The organism is bacterium (assembly GCA_013360215.1).
GTDB lineage: Bacteria > CLD3 > CLD3 > SB21 > SB21 > JABWCP01.
Genome location: JABWCP010000023.1, coordinates 19,493 through 38,825, shown reverse-complemented (window position 1 = coordinate 38,825; position 19,333 = coordinate 19,493). Strand labels below are relative to the sequence as shown.

Below are 19,333 nucleotides of genomic sequence, written 5' to 3'. Positions count from 1 at the left end.
AACGATGTTAGAACGCCCTTTATTTGTTTGATTTTCTCCCCGCCTTTTTATATATATGCCCCTCAATTTATTTAAAAAATTGACTTATACCTACGCTTCGCGTGCAAATACGGTACTCAGTATGTTCAAAGAAATCGAATCGCAAGACGAATTAGCCAAATTATCCGCCGAAGTGTTGGACTTCTGGAAGAAGAACCGCATTTTTGAGCGCAGTGTCGAAGAACGTGATCCGAAAAAACCATTTGTGTTTTTCGAAGGACCTCCGACGGCCAATGGCCGCCCCGGCATTCATCACGTGCTGGCACGTTCAATGAAAGATTTTGTCTGCCGCTACAAGACGATGCAAGGCTACCGCGTCGAGCGCAAAGGCGGCTGGGATACGCACGGGCTTCCCGTCGAAATCGAGGTTGAAAAATCGCTCAAATTATCCGGCAAAAAAGATATCGAAGCGTTCGGCATGGAGGCCTTCAATAAAAAATGTTTTGAAAGCGTCTGGACGTATAAGGAATTGTGGGATCAGCTGACCGACCGCATGGGCTATTGGGTGGATCTCAAAGATCCGTATATCACCTGTGATAATAATTACGTCGAATCCGTGTGGTGGATTCTCAAGCAGTATTTTGAAAAAGGTTTAGTGTACAAAGGCTTCAAAGTTGTTCCCTATTGTCCCAAATGCGGTACACCGCTTTCATCCCACGAAGTGGCTCAGGGTTATCAGGATGTAAGCGATCCCTCCGTGTATGTAAAAATGAAAGTACACGGCCATGAAAACACCTATTTTCTGGTATGGACTACGACACCCTGGACGCTTATTTCCAATGTAGCACTTGCTGTCGGCAAAGATATTGATTACGTCAAAGCCAAATATAAAGATCAGTTTCTCATTTTGGCTGAAGCCCGCGTCAAAGATGTACTAAAAGAAGATTATGAAATTATCGAACGTTTCAAAGGCGCACACATCCTTGGCTGGGAATACGAACGTTTATTTGATGATATCCCGGTTGACAAAAAAGCGTTTTTTGTGATCGCGGGCGATTTTGTTACGACCGATGATGGTTCCGGCATTGTGCATACGGCGCCGGCTTTCGGCGAAGACGACTACCAAGTATGTAAAGCCAACGGATTGCCTTTTCTGCGCCCGGTGGATGCTGCAGGAAAATTCGAAGAAGCCGTCAAAGAATTCAAAGGCATGTTTGTCAAAGATGCCGACCCGGAAATCATCACTAACCTCAAACGGCGGGGCATGCTTTTCCGCTCTGAAAAATTCAAACACAGTTATCCGCACTGCTGGCGTCATCGTACACCGTTGATCTACTACGCCCGCGATGCGTGGTATATTCGCACGACGACCTATAAAGACAATATGGTGGCCAATAACGAAACGGTGCAATGGTTTCCCCCGGAAATCAAGGAAGGCCGCTTCGGCAATTGGTTGCGCAATAATATTGATTGGTCGTTATCCCGCGATCGTTATTGGGGAACCCCGCTTCCGATATGGGTACACGAAGAGTCCGGCGAAATGATTTGCGTCGGCAGCCGTGAAGAACTGCAAAAAGGCCGAATGAAAGACGGTTCGCCCGTACCGGCCGATCTTGATTTGCATAAGCCTTATGTAGATCACGTCGTGATCGAGAAGGACGGGAAAACATTTACCCGCACCCCCGAAGTCATTGACGTATGGTTTGACTCGGGTGCAATGCCTTATGCACAGTGGCATTATCCGTTTGAGAATAAAGAAATTTTTGAACGCCAATATCCCGCCGATTTTATCTGCGAAGGCGTGGATCAGACCCGTGGTTGGTTTTATTCGCTGATGTCCATTTCTACGTTTTTATTCGGCAAAGCGCCGTATAAAAATGTCGTAGTCAACGAACTCGTGCTCGACGGCCAAGGACGCAAAATGAGTAAGTCGCTCGGCAATGTCGTCAATCCTTTTGAAATGCTGGATCAGTACGGTGCCGATATTTTACGCTGGTATCTTTTGGTCAATACGCCGATCTGGCTCCCCAAACGATTTGACCTCGAAGGCTTGACGGAAATGAAAAAGAAATTTTTCCGTCCGCTGCTTGAGACGTATAAATTTTTCACGCTCTATGCCAATATTGACGGCTTCGATCCGAAAGCCGCATCCATCGCGTTGAGCGATCGTACGGAACTTGATCGTTGGATTTTATCGCGTCTGCATAGCACCGTCCGCGAAGTGACGGAACATTTGAACCAATTTGACACCTGCAAAGCCGGTAAATTGATTCAGGAATTTGTTGATCAGGATTTATCCAACTGGTATATCCGTCTGTCGCGCCGCCGCTTCTGGAAAGGCGAAAAAGGAAGCGATAAAACAGCGGCGTATCAAACTCTTTTTGAAATACTTGAAACCTTGAGCCGTCTTATCGCACCCTTTTGTCCTTTCCTTGCAGAAAAGATGTATCGCCACCTGATGCAAAACGAAGATGACAAAACCAGCGTTCATTTGGCCTATTTTCCCGAGGCGGAAAAGGCCAAAATGGATTTGGCTTTAGAAACCAAGATGAGCTCTCCGCGTCGCGTCGTTCAACTCGGACGCGCATTGCGTGAACTCAAAGAATTGAAAGTGCGTCAGCCTTTGGCCAAGATCATCGTGGTCACTGAAAAAGAATCGGTGCGCGGCCATATCAATGATTTCAGTGACATCATCAAAAATGAACTCAACGTCAAGGCTATTGAATTTGTAACTGATACCGGCAGTTTGGTCAACCGTAAAGCTAAACCCAATTTTAAAGCACTTGGCCCGAAATTCGGTAAGAATGTCAATATGGCGGCACAAGCGATCAAAGATTTTTCGGAAAAAGAAATTTCGCTCCTGATCGAAAAAGATCATTATGATCTGAATGTTGCCGGCCATGAAGTGGCGATCACCAAAGTCGATGTCGAAATCCTGCATGAAGAAAAAGAAGGTTTGGCCGTCCAATCGGATGCCGATCTGACGGTAGCCCTGGATACCCATCTCACGGCAGAACTCGTGGATGAAGGCATAGCGCGTGAATTTATCAATCGCTTACAAAACCTGCGCAAAGACGCGGATTTTGAAGTAACCGACCGCATCATTATCACGCTGCAGGCCGAACCGACGATTTTGAAAGCAATTCAGAATCAAAAAAATTATATTATGAATGAAACATTGGCTACCGAAATTTCCGTTCAATCACCGGAGGGTGAAATCGTGCGGGATGCGGAGCTCCATGATACGACGCTTAAGATCGGCTTGCGCCGTGTGCGCGGATAAATCGAAAAAAAGGTAGTTCACATAAACGAGAGGGGTTATCATGAAGAAGAAGGACCTTGAATACTTCAAAAAGCTGCTTCAGGAAGAGATCAATAAAGTCCTGAAGGATATGGGTTATATCAAGGAGACATTGCTCGAAGAAACGTCGCGCGAAGCAGCCGGCGATCACTCGGGTTATTCGTTCCACATGGCCGATCAAGGCAGCGATACGCATGATCGCGAAAAACAATTCATGCTTGCTGCACGTGAAAATAAATATTTGTCCGACTTAGCCGATGCGATGGAACGCGTCAAAGCCGGCACTTACGGCGTATGTATGATATGCAATAAAGATATCGAAAAAGAGCGCCTCGAAATGGTACTTGTCGCCAAGTATCACGTCGCGTGCAAAAAGAAATTGGAAGAAGTAAAACAAAAAGAACATCAGTCCGAAGCCTAAGAAAGAAAACGATTTTGAAAAACTATTGGGTAGCGATCATCATCGTCATACTGGATCAGATCACTAAGTATATCGTGAAAGAAACGATGATACTGCACGACAGTATTCCTCTCTGGGATACGACAATACAACTGACCTATCTTGAAAATCCCGGTATGGCATTCGGTATTCGTTTTTTTGAAGATCATCCGTTTTGGGGTCGTTGGTTTTTTTCGATCGTTTCGATCGTCGCATCCGGCGCACTGATCGCATACATCCATTCTATGCGTCACGAAAAATGGCCTTACCGCTTTTCCCTCTCGCTGATTCTTGGCGGTGCGGTGGGCAATCTGATTGACCGTGTGATGTTTGGACGCGTAGTGGACTTCATGGATGTGGATATTCCGGACATGCTGGGTATGCAACGCTGGCCGGTATTCAATGTTGCCGATTCCGCCGTCGTTCTCGGTATGATCATTATGACGATCTTTGTGCTTACGCATAAACCGGCATCGAACACGGTTAATGAAACAAGCGGAACCGATACACCCGCCACGGGTGGAATAAACTGAAACTTACTACGTTACACGATTTGCACGAACTGAAAATATAGCGAAATGAGGAGTTAAATTATGAGTCATCCTGTAGTATTGAGTGATGCGAGCTTTGAAAATGAAGTTATCAAATCCGATAAACCTGTATTGGTAGATTTTTGGGCAACGTGGTGCGGCCCGTGCCGTATGATCGCGCCTATGGTTGAAGAATTAGCCAAAGAATACGACGGCAAAGCTAAAATCTGTAAAATTGACGTGGATGCCAATCCCGCCGTAGCTTCCAAGTTTGGCATTATGAGTATTCCGACGTTACTGTTTTTCAAAAATGGTCAACTTGCCGATAAAGTAGTCGGGGCCGTTCCCAAGGCCAAACTCGTTGAAAAACTCAACGGCGTAATGGCCAAATAAAAGAACTTTCGCCCCTACGGGGCATACCGCTACACCGCGCATGCGGAAGTAACGAAACATTCATAAACTACAAAAGCCGTTCAACGCATGGAACGGCTTTTGTATTTAGATGAACACTAACCCGCTAACTTCTTGATTATACCGACCACCGTATCTATATTCACGGCGTCAAATTTTCTCTCTGAAAGGATCTTCGGAATATGTCGTTTTTCCCGTTTGAATTTTCGCCGGAAGAAATCCGTCTTCGCGATGAAGTGCGTGCGTTTACCAAACAATATATCGAACCGGTAGCCAAAGAATATGATGAAAAATCCATCTTTCCCGCCGACAATGTTCGCAAAATGGGCGAACACGGATGGATGGGCATTCCATTTCCTAAAGAATACGGCGGACTGGGCATGTCCACGGTCGGCTACTGCCTGGCTGTGATCGAACTTTCAAAAGTATGCGCTTCGCACGGTATCACGCTCGGCGCGCACACCGGCATCGGTTGCGGCCCGATTTGGCTTATGGGTACGCACGAACAAAAGCTGAAATATCTTGCGCCGCTGGCACGCGGTGAAAAGCTCGGTTCTTTCGGATTAACGGAACCCGGCGCGGGCAGCGATGCGGGCGGTACGCGCACGTTTGCCGAAAATAAAGGCGATCATTATGTGATCAACGGCTCTAAAATTTTTATCACTTCGGCAGGTTACGCGGACACTTTTGTTATCACCGCCGTTACGGATAAAACCAAAGGTAAAAGCGGGATCAGTTCGTTTATTGTTGAAAAAACGTTTCCCGGTTTTATCATCGGGAAAAAAGAAGACAAAATGGGTTGGCGCGCATCGGACACGCGTATGTTGCACTTTGAAAATATGATCGTGCCCAAAGAAAATCTGCTCGGCAAACCCGGCGAAGGGTTCAAAGGTTTTCTCAAAGTTCTTGACGGCGGTCGCGTAGGCGTCGCCGCGCTTTCACTGGGTATCGCGATCGGCGCGTATGAAGAAGCGTTGCAATATTCTAAAACACGTATGCAGTTTGAACGTCCGATTTCGGATAATCAGGGCATACAATTTATGTTGGCAGACATGGCGCTGGGTATCCAGTGCAGCTGGCATTTGATGCTTCATGCCGCTCGCCTCAAAGATGCCGGCCAGCCTTTTACCAAAGAAGCGGCTATGTCCAAACTGCATGCGACGGAATTGGCCATGCAAAATTGCATCAAAGCCATTCAGATTCTCGGCGCCGTCGGATGCACCGACCGCTATAATTCGGAACGTTTTTTCCGTGATGCTAAAATCGGCGAAATCGGCGAAGGTACTTCTGAAATACAACGCCTCATCATTGCGCGTGAAATATTAAAAACGATAGCTTAAATCTCATGCCCGATTTACTCAACCGAAATCGCATTGCGCGCGCTATTCTGATCAAATCCCCCGCTCTCTTTATGCGCGTGGTTTTCGGTAAAAAACATCTTATAGCTAAAATCGGTATTATCCTTGCTCTGATCATCGGCCCTGTGTTGATGTTTCCGGACAGTGATTTTACCCGTTACTCCGAATACAAAATCGGCTCGATTTCACCCGATGAAGTTCGCGCACCATTTACGTTTCCCGTATACAAAACGCCGGATCAACTGACGACGGAACGCCGTGATGCTCAAAGTTTAGTCGCACCGGTATTTGATCGCAATTCGGCACTCGCTAAATCCCAATTAGCCAACCTTGATGAATTCATAAACTACTTGGACCTTTTGCGTAATGCGCCGAAACCTTTTGAATACAAAGATAACGACGGCCAGACACAAAACTATATCCCTCCCGCATTTGATTCCGTCAAAAGCGCGATTATCCGAAAATTCGGTTTTAGTGTTATGGAGGAACGTTGGGCTTTTTTGGTCAACAAAGAAAATGCAACGATTGATAATAATTACGGGCAAATGCGTTCCGACACCCTTCGTTTGCTCAAACGTGCTACCATAGGCCGCTCGCTAACCCGGTCGCAATTTCTGGAACTGTCTCGCGACTGGATGCGCATACTCACCGATCTTTTTGCGCTGGGCATTATTGACGAAGATAAAAATAATTTCAAAAGCCCGATCTCCCCGATCAACGTACGCGAAGGTCTTAAGGAAAGCACGGAATTTATCAAAAACGTCAACGATGTGGATGAAGCGCGCTACCACACGCAAGACTTGCTGAAAACCTATTATTCGGATACCAAGCTGATCAATCTGAGTTATGAAGTGCTCTCCCGTTTCATCATTCCCAATATTTTGGCGAATCGCGAAGAGACGGAAGCGCGTAAACGTGAAGCTTCGGCTAATGTCCCACAAACCTACGGCTTCGTTTTAAGCGGCGACATTATCGTTAATAAAAACGAAACCATCTCCTCCAAAACGCACCAGCAGTTGCAATCACTGGAAGCCACGTGGGCGCAGCGCCGCGAGGCGGAAGGGGGTGTTAAATGGCTATTGCCGTTTATCGGGCGATCGTTTTTAGTTTTTTCACTGATGTTTTTTTTGCTGGGTTATATTTACATATACAGACCCGATATTTTTTCGAGTATTCGAAAATTATCACTGCTCGTGTCCTTGATTCTGCTGGAGATTACTTTCTATTACGTGTTCATTCACGTGCTCAAATTTCCGGCCTTTGTGATTCCCATCGTATTTAGTTCCGTCCTGCTGACAACGCTTTTTGACGTACGTATCGGACTGATCGGGACGATCTCGATCAGTTTTTTGATCGGAGCGATGCAAGGCAATGAATACACGACGACCATTGTATTGTTATTTGTCGGTTCGGTTGCGTGCATTACCGTAGTTAATTTCAGCCGGCGCAGTCACATTTTCAGTTCTGTTCTCTGGGTATCGGGCGCGTATATTTTTATCATTGCGACGACAAGTTTTGTGAAGTATACCGAATTTACAGAAATCTTTTTGCATCAGTTACCTTATGCCATCGTCAGCGGCATGTCGTCCATGTTGGTCGCATTCGGATGCCTTGTACTTTTTGAACAGGTTTTTGATGTGAGCACGACATTTACTTTACTCGAACTTTCTGATTCCAATCACCCGTTGCAACAACAACTTGCGCTGAAAGCACCGGGCACTTATCATCACAGCGTAATCGTTGCAAATCTGTCCCATGCCGGCGCGGAAGCAACCGGCGCAAATTCGCTGCTGGCACGAGTCGGCGCCCTGTATCATGACATCGGTAAAATCGAGATGCCCGAATATTTCATAGAAAACCAGATCGGCGGTGTGAATAAACACGATCGGCTGGATCCGCACATGAGCGCAAAAATACTGCTCTCGCATATTCATTCCGGCCTGGAGTTAGCCGAAAAATACCGTTTGCCAAAAATCATCCGAAGTTATATCCCGGAACATCACGGTAATCTGCTCATGACTTTTTTTTATCATCGCGCGATGGAAAACAAAAAACCGGATGCCGTGATATCCGAAGCGTCATTTCGTTATCCGGGCCCGCGCCCCAAAACCAAAGAATCCGGCATTATCATGTTAGCCGACGGCGTCGAAGCCGCTACCCATGCGATCAAAGAACCCAATGCGGAAAAGATTCGTAATGTGGTCAACGAAATCATCGAACGCCGTCTCAAATCCGGTGAACTTGACGAATGCGAACTGACCATCGGTGATCTCAAACGCATTACTGAAGCTTTTATCCCGATCATATTGGGCATCTACCACGTGCGCGTCGAGTATCCTAAAGCCGATCCGTTGCCGATTGACGGAAAGAATATTACCGTAGGCGCGATGTCATGATCACGATAACCAATACCCACAAGCATCGGCGCGTCCCAAAACAACGTATTATCGCTTTGACGAAAATGATCCTGCGAAAAGAATCGCAAAGAAATTTGGAACATTTTCACTTTGTTTTTTTAGATAACGTTACGATGCGGCGTTACAATAAAAAATTTTTGAAGCACGATTACCCCACCGATACGATTACTTTTGATCTTAGTGCAAACCGTCACGCCCCGCTGGAAGGTGAATGTTATATCAGTTTAGACCAGGCCGTGATGCAAGCTAAGGAGTACGGCGTCACTTATACCAATGAAGTTTTACGACTTTGCGCGCACTGCGTCCTGCATCTCTTGGGCTATCATGACGATACCGACCAACAGCGTTCCCGTATGATCCGGCGCGGCGATCACTATCTTACTTTACTGGAAAAACAATGAATCAACATCTTACGATACACCCTGTTTTACGTACGCAAATCAAACACGCTATCGAAGAAGATCTCGGTTTTGGTGATGTAACGACACTCTCTACCGTGCCGGCCGAACAAATCGGACGCGGTTATGTACGTGCCAAGTCGGAAGGCGTATTAGCCGGGCAACTTGTTTTCAATGAAGTCTTTCGCCAAATCAATCCTCAAATCAAACTGGAATGGTCTGCCAAAGACGGTGATACGCTTGAAAAAGGTCAAATCTGCCTGCATTTTACCGGCAGCATGCGGTCTATTCTTATTGCGGAGCGCACGGCGCTTAATTTTATCCAGCGAATGAGCGGTATCGCCACATTGACACGGCATTTTACGGAAAAAATAAAACACACATCGGCGCAAATTTTAGATACGCGTAAAACTACACCGCTTTGGCGGGAACTCGAAAAATACGCCGTACGATGCGGCGGGGGTTCCAATCATCGCATCGGTTTGTACGATATGTTTTTGATCAAAGATAATCATATCACTGCCGCCGGGGGCATCGGTGCAGCCATAGAAAAAGCCATTGAATACAACCGCCAAAATAACTTACATTTGTCCATTGAGGTTGAAACCAAAAATTTGGATGAAGTGCGCGAAGCATTGCGTTATCAGGTTCAGCGCATCATGCTCGACAATATGACAATCGAAACCATGCGTGAAGCGGCTGCAATAATCAATAAAAGATGTGAAACCGAAGCGTCCGGTAATGTTTCCCTTGATACGGTACAAGCCATCGCCGAAACCGGCGTGGATTTTATTTCCATAGGTGCTCTGACACACTCGGCGCCGGCACTTGATCTTTCACTTTTAGTAGAATAATCATTACGATGAAACGAAAATTAATAACTGAACGTACAGTCATCGAAGCCGTCAAAAGCGGTCAGAAAACGATTATGATCTCCCCTGACGCTTTGATTACGGCCTTAGCACGTGATAAAGCCAAACAGTTAGGTGCGACATTTCAAATCGTTAAGCCGCAAACTGTTGTCCCATCTACAGCTCCCCATGTACCGCTCAAACAAGGCGCAGAGCGCAAAGTAGCCTTGGGCGCGGATCACGGTGGATTTCCGTTAAAAGAATTTCTTAAAAAAGTACTTACTGAAATGCAGTTCACCATCGTCGATGTCGGAACTCATTCGACGGAATCGGTAGATTATCCGGATTTTGCAGAAGCCGTGGCAAAACAAGTCGCAACCGGTGAGTGTTTTCGCGGTATTATGATTGACGGTGCCGGTATCGGTTCATGTATGGTAGCCAATAAAGTATCCGGCGTACGGGCAGCGATGTGTTACGATATCACGACAGCCGTCAACAGCCGTGAACATAATAACGCCAACGTCTTAACGCTCGGTTCTAAAATGATCGGCGAAACCGTCGCTGAACATATTGTTAAAGTTTTCCTCAAAACGGATTTTACCGGCGGAAGGCACCAGGGACGTATTGATAAAATGATGGCCATTGAGAAGAAACGGTAAAGCATCTCAACGCTTCCTATGGTCATTGCACTCGCCCAGTCGAGCTTTCTATAGTATAGCGATTTAGTTAATCACAATCGGCTTCTTATCAAAATTATTTATTTATCCCACGATTTACGTTTATACAAACGCACTGTTTTGTCGCTGCTGGCGCTGGCTACCCATTGGCCGTCGTGTGAGAATGTGACATCGTTCACATCATTAGCATGATCTGAAAAATCCTGTAAGACCATACCTGTAGAAACGTCCCACAATCGCATACTTGTGCCTTTGTGATATTCTGAATCACCAAAAATATTCTGCATAAATTCACCGAACCATGTTTTATCGCGACCGCCGCTCAGGAGCAGTTTGTTGTCAGAACTGAAGCATAACGCTTGAACATGCTCGCCGCCACCGTATAAAGTTCGAATGAGGCTTCCGTCTAGCAAACTCCAAAGTTTGATCGTTGCATCATCACTGCCGCTGGCAAGCAATCTCCCATCAGAGCTGATCGCCAAATCAACGATTGCTTCTTTATGCCCTTCTAAAGTCAGTATTTCCGCACCTGTCGCAACATACCATATCTTGATAGTATTGTCAAAACTACCGCTAATAAGCTTAGTCCCGTCCGGAGTAAATTTGACTGACCAAATATTGCGTTGATGTCCACTAAAAGTTTTAACAGGAGTACTATCTGTCATGTTCCAAAGTTGGATTGTACGATCTTCTCCGCAACTGACCATATATTTTCCATCCGGACTAAAAGCCACAGCCCATACCGTGCCTAAATGACCAGAGAATACTCTATGCAAAGCTGCTGTCGAAATATCCCATAACCTGATTTTTTGATCATAGCTGGCTGTTGCTATATACTTCCCATCCGCGCTAACATCAAGCGAAGTTACACCTTGAGGATGTTTTAATAGTACTAAATTCGTACCGTCGGTTACTGAAGATATTCTTACCGTGCTATCAACACTAGCGCTGGCCAACCATGTCCCATCCGGATTAAAACGAAGTGCCCATACATCCGATGTATGGGCATTAAGTATTTTATGTAAAATAAAAAAATTATTCTCGACATTTTCCTGAACACAGAATAACTGTCCCATAGCGCTCAATAAGAGCAATAGTAAGAGATTAAAATGGCGCATTTTTTTTGATTTAGAAAAGAATTTTAGATTCATACTAAATTCCTATATGCCCATATTTTCACTAGATCGAGTACAACACATAGACCTTAATACAGGATTATCCAAAGCAACACAATTCTTAATAATGCCGATAGCAAGCCGTGATGCAGTCCACATTATTCAACTCAATTTATTATTATCAAGAACGGATTACGATAGAGAAAGTTTCATTTAAACTTTGGCTTGCGACACGATCGGAATCTGCTCTACGATTTCCAACCCATAACCTTCAAGTCCTACATATTTTTTTCGGTTGTTGGTCAAAAGTTTAAGGCGACGTACTCCCAGATCAACCAATATTTGAGATCCGACACCCAAGGTACGCCAATCTTTATCTGTGTCACGCGAATGGTGGCTGTCCAACGAAGATACATCTTCGGATGGAAACAGACCAAGCGAACGCTGGTCATTTTCACGCAGATACAGCACGACGCCCCTTCCGGCTGATTCGATCATACGTAAGCTGTCGGATACATGCGATGAATTATTTCCGGTCAATGAACCAAACACGTCACCCATCGTATTCTCAACCTGTACACGAACGAGAATCGCATCCTCACCTTTGATCAAACCTTTGGTTATTGCAATGTGCTGATCGCCGTTGAGTATGTTTTCATACACCGTAACGGAGAAATTCCCATAACGGCTCGGTAATTCGACATCTTTGACTACGGGGCGAATGAAGCGTTCCATCCGGCGACGGTATTCGATCAGATCTTTGATGGTAATTATTTTGAGATCAAAAGTTTTAGCCATCTCCATCAGCCTCGGTACACGCGCCATCGAACCGTCATCATCCATGATTTCGCATAATATTCCTGCCGGATAAAGACCCGCCAGGCGTGCAAGATCTACGGTCGCCTCGGTATGACCGGAGCGTTCCAATACGCCGCCGTCACGTGCCACCAAAGGAAAAACATGGCCGGGACGTGCAAGGTCTTCCGGTCGCGTCACCGGATCTATCACTACGGAAATAGTTTTTGCGCGATCTGCAGCCGATATCCCGGTTGTCGTGCCTTCTTTGGCATCAATGCTCACGGTAAACGGAGTCGTGTGCAATGAGGTGTTGCGATCTACCATGATATTGAGTTCGAGTTCTGAGGCACGTTGACGTGTGATGGACAAACATATCAAACCACGGCCGTGTTTAGCCATAAAGTTAACCGCATCCGGAGTGACTTTTTCAGCGGCCATGATAAAATCGCCTTCATTTTCGCGGTCTTCATCATCTACTACGATGACGATCTTACCTTTTTTGTAATCTTCTACGGCTTCTTCGATGGTGTTAAAGTGCATATCTATTTTCCCTGATCCAGGAGCCATTCGGCTGTGATTTTCTGTTCTTCCGGTTTTCGTGTCATTAATTTCTCCACGTATTTTCCGATCAGATCCACTTCCACATTGATTCGGTCACCGGGAGATCGTTTGGCGAAATTGGTTACTTTCCAAGTATGCGGTATGATCGCCACAGATACGCGATTCTCCTTCAAATCCGCCACCGTAAGGCTGATGCCATCCAGTGTGATCGAACCTACCGCAATAACATACTTTTCCAATTCGGGCGGTATGGCTATCGTTACCCAGTGACTCAAAGAACGCTCTTCGATGGTCACGATAGAACCTACACCGTCCACGTGTCCCAGTACCAAATGGCCGCCCAAACGATCGTTGAGTTGCATCGCACGTTCCAGATTAACCACCATGCCGATTTGAAATTCGCCAAGTGTGGTTTTGGATAACGTCTGCTCTACCGCCTCCACATCAAACGAATCGCTCGTTCGCGCGATCACCGTGAGACAACATCCATTGACAGCGACACTGTCATCTATAGATAATCCATCCATGACTTTAGATGCGCGAATCGTAAAACGTCGCCCTTGACCCACCGGAATGACGGAGGCCACTATACCCGTTTCTTCAATAAGTCCTGTGAACATAAATTATTCGATGTAAACGGCCGTACCCGCCGCTGTGACCATCAGCATACTTTGACCGATAGTCTCATAATCCAGATCTACTCCGATCACGGCATTGGCTCCCAACGCCGCGGCTTGCGCTTCCATTTCTTGTATTGCAATACCTTTGGCTTTGCGCAATTCCTCTTCATACGATGCCGAACGGCCGCCGACGATGTCGCGTATACCCGCAAAAAAATCACGGAAAATATTAGCGCCGAGGATAGCTTCCCCTCCGACGACGCCGTAATATGTCTTGATGGATTTGCCTTCGATGTTATTGGTGGTTACAACCAGCATAGCACTCTTCCTTATTTTTTAAGATATATATCATGAATTTTTCTCAATTTTTCCTGCGACAAACTATCCAGATCTTCGTCATCTTTGATTCGGTTATACAATTTTTTGAATTCGTACGCGTCATCAGGTTTTAATTTGTGACCGGCGTAATAATCAATATCTTCGCACATCTTTTTCATTTCACTGTACGTCATGTTTAGTCTCCGTGTTTTTTAACCAGATTCTCTAACGAGAATGCGCCGCTGCCGCTGTAGAGCGTACCGATCGAAAGAACCAGCATTTGTATCGCATGTTCTTTTTGCGAATAGGTATCATGGCGATGTGCGATAAAAACGGCTACCAGCATATTGACGATCAACAACAGGCTCGCCTGGCGTGTAAGCAATCCCAGCGCGAGCATACATCCTCCGAAAAACTCAACTCCACCCGACATATAGGCTAACATGGACGGTAATGGAAACCCTAAACCGGAAAGATATCCTGTGAATCGTTCGATCCCGCCCGGTGCAAATATTTTATTGTATCCGTGATAGATAAAAACGAAGCCTGTCCCGATGCGAAGAAATAAAACGGCAATATGAGAGTGGCGTTGGAAAAAGCTAAACATACATTCCTGAAGTAGATAGTTAATTTAAAAAATTAATTTCGCTGTTATTATTGGTAAACCCGGTGAATTTCTTTCGTGCCGCGCCAACTTTGCCATCAGATAATTTTCAGGCATAAATCGAATTTTTAACGATGTTTTATTTCCGGATTCGTGTTCTACTTTATCTTTATTTGAGGCATACATCCATGAGAACCCGATCAAACCACCGACGGCACTGGATGCGACGTACCAACGCGGTTTGTCCTCCGGAGCAACAAGATAGGCTATGCCGGCACCTGTCAGTAAACCCGCTGCGCCGCCCAGTGCAATTACGCGCGACTGAGAAGCCGTAAAATCCTTGCCACGGATCAGATTATTGCCCATCATCAAACCAAGTGTTCCACCGGTCATCGTTGCAGCGATGTAGATGCGATTATCTTTTAATTTAGTCGGCAGAAGAACGGACGGTAAAAGATAGGCACCTAAAGCACCTGAATTCATAACCATATCCATATCGCCGGACGTATAGTGTTGCGCATTCAAAAACGAATGGCCAATAACCAGTCCTGCCATATTTCCTACTAAACCGGAGGCCGCGTAAATACGAGATTTTTTTGTTTCTGTGAGCGCCGCGGCACCGAGCCCCATCCCTGTTCCATATAATCCGCCGATATTGTACACGGCGACATCGCCGGAAGAAAGATTATTACGTTTAGCATATTGATACCCCAATATGCTTCCGGCTATACTGCCGACACTGGTCGAAAATAAAAATTGACGACCTGTAATATCGCCTCCGGAAGCTAAAAAATTTATTGCTGCCCCGTAACCTGCACCATGAAACAAACCATAGGTATAACCATCTGCCGCACCATGAGTGATAGACATGTTTTTAGTAATCTGGTACGGAACATAAAAACCAAGGCCCCCGGTTAGTAAATACAATCCTACGGCGGCGCGTCCTTCAACTTTCGCGATGATCGGTACAGCTATGGCATAATAACCCAATGAAGCTCCGGCAGCGACCGATAACAAACGCACGCGCCCTTCCTGATTGATAACCGACGCTTGTTGTTGAGTTTTACCTGAGGCAATACGTTCGCGGAGCGCACGCACCTGATCCCCATTTTGAGGAATACGCTGACGCAGTATTTTATGGTTGGCTTGATACAAAATTTCAAGCATGTATTCGCCGTCTTCCGTTTCAAATAGACGTGCCTCGATAAAGCCTTCATACGACGGGAATAAATTGAGCCTGGTATTGGTCGACGCGTCAATAACCGCCATCTTACCACCATCATCAAAATACGCCTGTGCTTCCTGCGAATTGACGTTCGACATACAAACCGTAATTAACAGGATAAACCAACCTAACTTCATACTACTAATATCTCTTCTCTTTACTCTTTTTCCCTTTTTCATAAAACCCCCATTTTTTGTTTACATATTCTTATAAACAGGCCCGCCCCCGCCCTCGGGCGTAACCCAATTGATAACCTGATAAGGATCGGCGATATCGCAAGTCTTGCAATGTACGCAATTAGAAAAATCAATACGCAATTGTGTCGGTTTACCCGCTTCGGGTGTGATCATATTGTATACCTGCGCAGGACAGAAGTGCTGGCATGGATTGCCATATTCTTCTTTGCATCGGGTATTACAAATATTCGCCAGATCGTCCGGTGTGATCACCAAATGGCATGGCTGATGTTCTTCATGCTTAGTGCCGGAGTAATAAACGTCTGTAAGTTTTTCAAACGTCAGTTTTTCATCGGCTTTGACTTTTTCGATAGCTGCACCGGCTTCCGATATTTTTTTCATGTGCTTGTAATCCTCATGCAGCGGGACGCGGGATTTTGTTCCCCCGCCTGTCAGATATATCTGCAATCCGGCTTTCATCATGCCGCTGTAAAAACTGCCGGTGAAATTTTGTCGCCAGTTGCGAGCATCCCACATTTCTTTGTAAGCCCAGCTTGCGCGGAAAAGATCATCATAACGCTTGAGCGATTGGGATGAAAAATCATTTTTGAGCAACGCTTCAAAGATTGCCTCCGCCGCCAGCATGCCCGATTTCATCGAGAGGTGAATGCCCTTAAGTCTGGAAATATTCAGAAACCCGCCGGATTCGCCGACCAATACTACGCCGTCGGCATACAGTTTGGGCATGGACCAATAGCCACCTTCAGAAACCGTTTTAGCTCCGTAGGAAACCATTTTACCGCCTTCGAGCAATCCGGCAATGTAAGGATGGGTTTTAAATTTGGTAAACGCGCCGTGCGGATCAAACGATGGATTGCTGTAATCCAATGCCGAAACGAATCCTATCGAACATGTCGTGTCGCTCATCATATAGAGCCAACTTCCACCGTAATGATTACTTGGAAGCGGCCACCCCGCTGTATGAATAACCATGCCTTTCTTGAGACGACCGGCCGGCAATTCCCAAATTTCTTTCACTCCGGTACCATACACTTGCGGATTGCGATCTTCATTGAGTTTGAGGCGCGGTACGAGTTGTTTAGTCAAACTTCCGCGCGGCCCTTCACCGAGCACTGTTACTTTGGCATGAATATCTGCGCCGGGTTCAAAATTGGATTTCGGTTTGCCGTGATGATCCACGTTTTTATCGCCCAGCCGTACACCGATCACTTTGTCACCGTCGTACAACATTTCACGACCGGTTTGTTCGGTAAGAATAAATACGCTATCGCCAAACTCGCTTTCGATCTGCGTTTTGAGCCAATCGGCAATTTTATTAAGCGAAACAATGTATGTTCCGTGATTTTGTAGCGTCGGAGGAATGATCGGAAATTTAATTTTTCCGGATTCTGATAATAAATAAACCGATTCACCGCTGACTTCGGATTCGATCGGAAATCCTTTTTCCTTAAAATCCGGCATCAGTTCACGTATCGCCGACGGATCAAGGATCGCACCGGATAACATATGATCGCCGACGTTTTTTCCTTTTTCGACAATAGCCGCCATGATTTCCAGTTTCTGTCCCTGTTTTTTTCCGGCAGCAACGGCTTCGTTATGTTCTTTGATGAGACGGGAGAGATGATACGCCGAGGCCAAATTAGAAGGACCGGCGCCGACAAATACTACATCCATTTCCTGCACATCGCGTTGAATATCAGACATACTCTATCTCCTCGTATCGTATGAGACTATTTTATTTTTTTGATTTCCAGATCGTCAAATGCCGCACGAACGCCTTCGTCTGCCCGCAAACCGACGCCGCGCTGATCCACACCGTCATCCGTGTAGCTGGCAACCTGCGCGCCATTGACGTACATCGTTATCGTGTTTTTTTCGCATCGCATAGCGAGTTCGTTGATACCGGTTTTCTGAAGCGAGGCTACTTTTTTCCATTCGGGATAATATCCTTCGCCGGCTTTGATCTGCATAGCCATGACTTCCCCGCGTTGATTGATCACGCAGGTATAAAATTGATTGGTCGTGCGACTGTACATATCCATGCCAAATGCATCCGAGACGGAACCGCTCTCCCACCGCACGCGGACACGTACTTCGACGTCACTGTATTCGTCTTGTAACCAATTGGTGGTATTAGTGATGGAGTACTCCCCGTTTCGGATATACGACGCACCGTCTTCGTTCCACCCACGCGTATTGGTTTTAAAATCATCGCTATAAAATTTTTTGTTGCGCTCCATCTCCATACGAACGCGCGGATCTTCGAAATCAATTTTCAGATCGGAAGGCGTGATTTTTTTGGCTTCCGCGAGCATCATTTTTTTATTAAACCGTGACGAGATATTGAGATAATCGCTGACAAAAACACCGTCTCTGTTTTCATCAATCCATCCGATCTGGCCACGCGTAAAATCGCACGCGCGATCCCCATGCGCTTTCATTATACATTCTTCATTGATGATGCCGCCGTCGGCAGCGTTACCGTTAATAACATTGAGCAAACCGGTACGCGAATTGCCGCGTGATCCGCCGGGGTATTCGTCCAACGCATTAAAAATATGCCCGGTTTCATGTGCCATCACTTCCCATGCGCGTTCCGGTCCCCATCCGTCGCAACGGTTGTTGATCACCAACAAAGGCCCGCCCAGATTAGCCCAGGCGACGGCTTCGCTGTTTTTCCAATTACCGTCATCATCATTATCGGCCGCTACGGCAAATACGATAAACGCCCAATCCGTCTTGTAACGATGGCGCAAATCATTGGCATATTCATAACAGAGCATACGCCCGTCACCGGCACCGTAACCCAATTTGGCCGCCGCGTCATTCACCCAATTTTCGTCATCGTTATATGCGTGAGTAATCGGTTCGTATTTCGTCGTCACGTCTTTAAATTCATAATTCCATGTCAGACTCGCACGGTAGCCGCCTTGTTGAGCCCACCAGTCTAGCCCTTTACGGATTTGAAATATCATATCTTCTTTGGAATAATCATCCCAGTTTTCCGTACTTTTTTCCAGCGATCCGTCGCTTTCTACAAAAACAACACCGACGGCCACGGATCCCATCATGTATTCACTGGTCTGATATTTTCCGGGCACCTCGCGTGGCGTGCGATCATTGTCACCGTCCTCTTCCTGCCCTCGTGTCGCCAATAGCGGTTTGAATTGTTGATTCCAAACGCGCACGATCATCCGATCGCGTTCCGACATACGCGTCATATCGCCGGTGAATACCGAGTCCACGATTTCGCGTACCAATCCGCTTTGGCAAAGCACTTCTTCACCGCGTCGTGTCAGATAGCCTTGGATAATGGTTGGCAAAAACGCGTGTATGATATGACCGTCATTATCATTTACCATTTCCTGCGCTTTGATGAATTGCGCGGAATCCCTATTATTGAGCAACACCATGACATAGCGGCCTTCAAAAAGTGTCTCGGGCATAGTTTTGTGTTGCGCCCAAGCTGCGGCCGAAATCATCGTAAAAGCGATCAAACAGTAACGTAACCTCATAAAAAACCTCATATTGTGA

18 protein-coding genes are annotated in these 19,333 nt (G+C 46.1%); 9 read left to right on the top strand and 9 right to left on the bottom strand.

Annotated features, from left to right (window positions below; all coding sequences use genetic code 11):
* Positions 1-121 precede the first annotated feature (121 nt).
* The 9 genes from HUU58_12655 to rpiB all read left to right on the top strand — a co-directional run bounded on the left by HUU58_12655 (position 122) and on the right by rpiB (position 10,343).
* Positions 122-3,262 carry an isoleucine--tRNA ligase gene (locus tag HUU58_12655; GenBank protein NUN46521.1) on the top strand — a complete coding sequence of 1,047 codons (3,141 nt, stop codon included), beginning with the start codon at positions 122-124 and terminating at the stop codon, positions 3,260-3,262.
* Between the two features lie 40 nt (positions 3,263-3,302).
* On the top strand, positions 3,303-3,701 hold the full coding sequence (locus tag HUU58_12650) for a TraR/DksA family transcriptional regulator (protein NUN46520.1): 399 nt from the start codon (positions 3,303-3,305) through the stop codon (positions 3,699-3,701).
* 14 nt (positions 3,702-3,715) lie between these two features.
* Positions 3,716-4,252 (top strand): signal peptidase II, encoded by a 537-nt coding sequence (gene lspA, locus HUU58_12645; GenBank protein NUN46519.1) that lies wholly within the window; start codon positions 3,716-3,718, stop codon positions 4,250-4,252.
* Positions 4,253-4,312: 60 nt separating this feature from the next.
* On the top strand, positions 4,313-4,642 hold the full coding sequence (gene trxA / locus HUU58_12640; GenBank protein ID NUN46518.1) for a thioredoxin: 330 nt from the start codon (positions 4,313-4,315) through the stop codon (positions 4,640-4,642).
* 200 nt (positions 4,643-4,842) lie between these two features.
* Entirely contained in the window at positions 4,843-6,000 is a 1,158-nt protein-coding gene (locus HUU58_12635) for an acyl-CoA dehydrogenase family protein (GenBank protein ID NUN46517.1), read from the top strand.
* A gap of 5 nt (positions 6,001-6,005) precedes the next feature.
* Positions 6,006-8,414 (top strand): HDIG domain-containing protein, encoded by a 2,409-nt coding sequence (locus tag HUU58_12630; protein NUN46516.1) that lies wholly within the window; start codon positions 6,006-6,008, stop codon positions 8,412-8,414.
* Positions 8,411-8,836, top strand: a complete 426-nt coding sequence (gene ybeY, locus HUU58_12625) for an rRNA maturation RNase YbeY (GenBank protein ID NUN46515.1) — start codon at positions 8,411-8,413, stop codon at positions 8,834-8,836. The genes HUU58_12630 and ybeY overlap by 4 nt, the downstream gene beginning before the upstream one ends.
* On the top strand, positions 8,833-9,687 hold the full coding sequence (gene nadC, locus HUU58_12620) for a carboxylating nicotinate-nucleotide diphosphorylase (protein NUN46514.1): 855 nt from the start codon (positions 8,833-8,835) through the stop codon (positions 9,685-9,687). Before ybeY ends, nadC begins: the two co-directional genes overlap by 4 nt.
* A 74-nt stretch (positions 9,688-9,761) precedes the next feature.
* Positions 9,762-10,343, top strand: a complete 582-nt coding sequence (rpiB, locus tag HUU58_12615) for a ribose 5-phosphate isomerase B (protein NUN46513.1) — start codon at positions 9,762-9,764, stop codon at positions 10,341-10,343.
* A 98-nt stretch (positions 10,344-10,441) separates the two neighbouring features.
* Here rpiB and HUU58_12610 read toward each other — a convergent pair whose 3' ends face one another.
* The 9 genes from HUU58_12610 to HUU58_12570 all read right to left on the bottom strand — a co-directional run bounded on the left by HUU58_12610 (position 10,442) and on the right by HUU58_12570 (position 19,314).
* On the bottom strand, positions 10,442-11,512 hold the full coding sequence (locus tag HUU58_12610; GenBank protein NUN46512.1) for a WD40 repeat domain-containing protein: 1,071 nt from the start codon (positions 11,510-11,512) through the stop codon (positions 10,442-10,444).
* A 177-nt stretch (positions 11,513-11,689) separates the two neighbouring features.
* Positions 11,690-12,814, bottom strand: coding sequence for a 3,4-dihydroxy-2-butanone-4-phosphate synthase (gene ribB, locus HUU58_12605; protein ID NUN46511.1), 1,125 nt, complete (start codon positions 12,812-12,814; stop codon positions 11,690-11,692).
* A 2-nt stretch (positions 12,815-12,816) separates the two neighbouring features.
* Complete coding sequence (locus HUU58_12600) at positions 12,817-13,455, bottom strand: riboflavin synthase (protein NUN46510.1); 639 nt, start codon at positions 13,453-13,455, stop codon at positions 12,817-12,819.
* Positions 13,456-13,458: 3 nt separating this feature from the next.
* Entirely contained in the window at positions 13,459-13,773 is a 315-nt protein-coding gene (locus HUU58_12595) for a heavy metal-binding domain-containing protein (GenBank protein ID NUN46509.1), read from the bottom strand.
* A gap of 11 nt (positions 13,774-13,784) precedes the next feature.
* Positions 13,785-13,967, bottom strand: coding sequence for a hypothetical protein (locus HUU58_12590; GenBank protein NUN46508.1), 183 nt, complete (start codon positions 13,965-13,967; stop codon positions 13,785-13,787).
* A 2-nt stretch (positions 13,968-13,969) separates the two neighbouring features.
* Positions 13,970-14,380 carry a DoxX family protein gene (locus HUU58_12585; GenBank protein ID NUN46507.1) on the bottom strand — a complete coding sequence of 137 codons (411 nt, stop codon included), beginning with the start codon at positions 14,378-14,380 and terminating at the stop codon, positions 13,970-13,972.
* Between the two features lie 24 nt (positions 14,381-14,404).
* Entirely contained in the window at positions 14,405-15,739 is a 1,335-nt protein-coding gene (locus HUU58_12580) for a hypothetical protein (GenBank protein ID NUN46506.1), read from the bottom strand.
* Between the two features lie 60 nt (positions 15,740-15,799).
* Positions 15,800-17,503, bottom strand: coding sequence for an electron transfer flavoprotein-ubiquinone oxidoreductase (locus HUU58_12575; GenBank protein ID NUN46505.1), 1,704 nt, complete (start codon positions 17,501-17,503; stop codon positions 15,800-15,802).
* A gap of 26 nt (positions 17,504-17,529) precedes the next feature.
* Positions 17,530-19,314, bottom strand: coding sequence for a hypothetical protein (locus HUU58_12570; protein ID NUN46504.1), 1,785 nt, complete (start codon positions 19,312-19,314; stop codon positions 17,530-17,532).
* Positions 19,315-19,333: the final 19 nt, after the last annotated feature.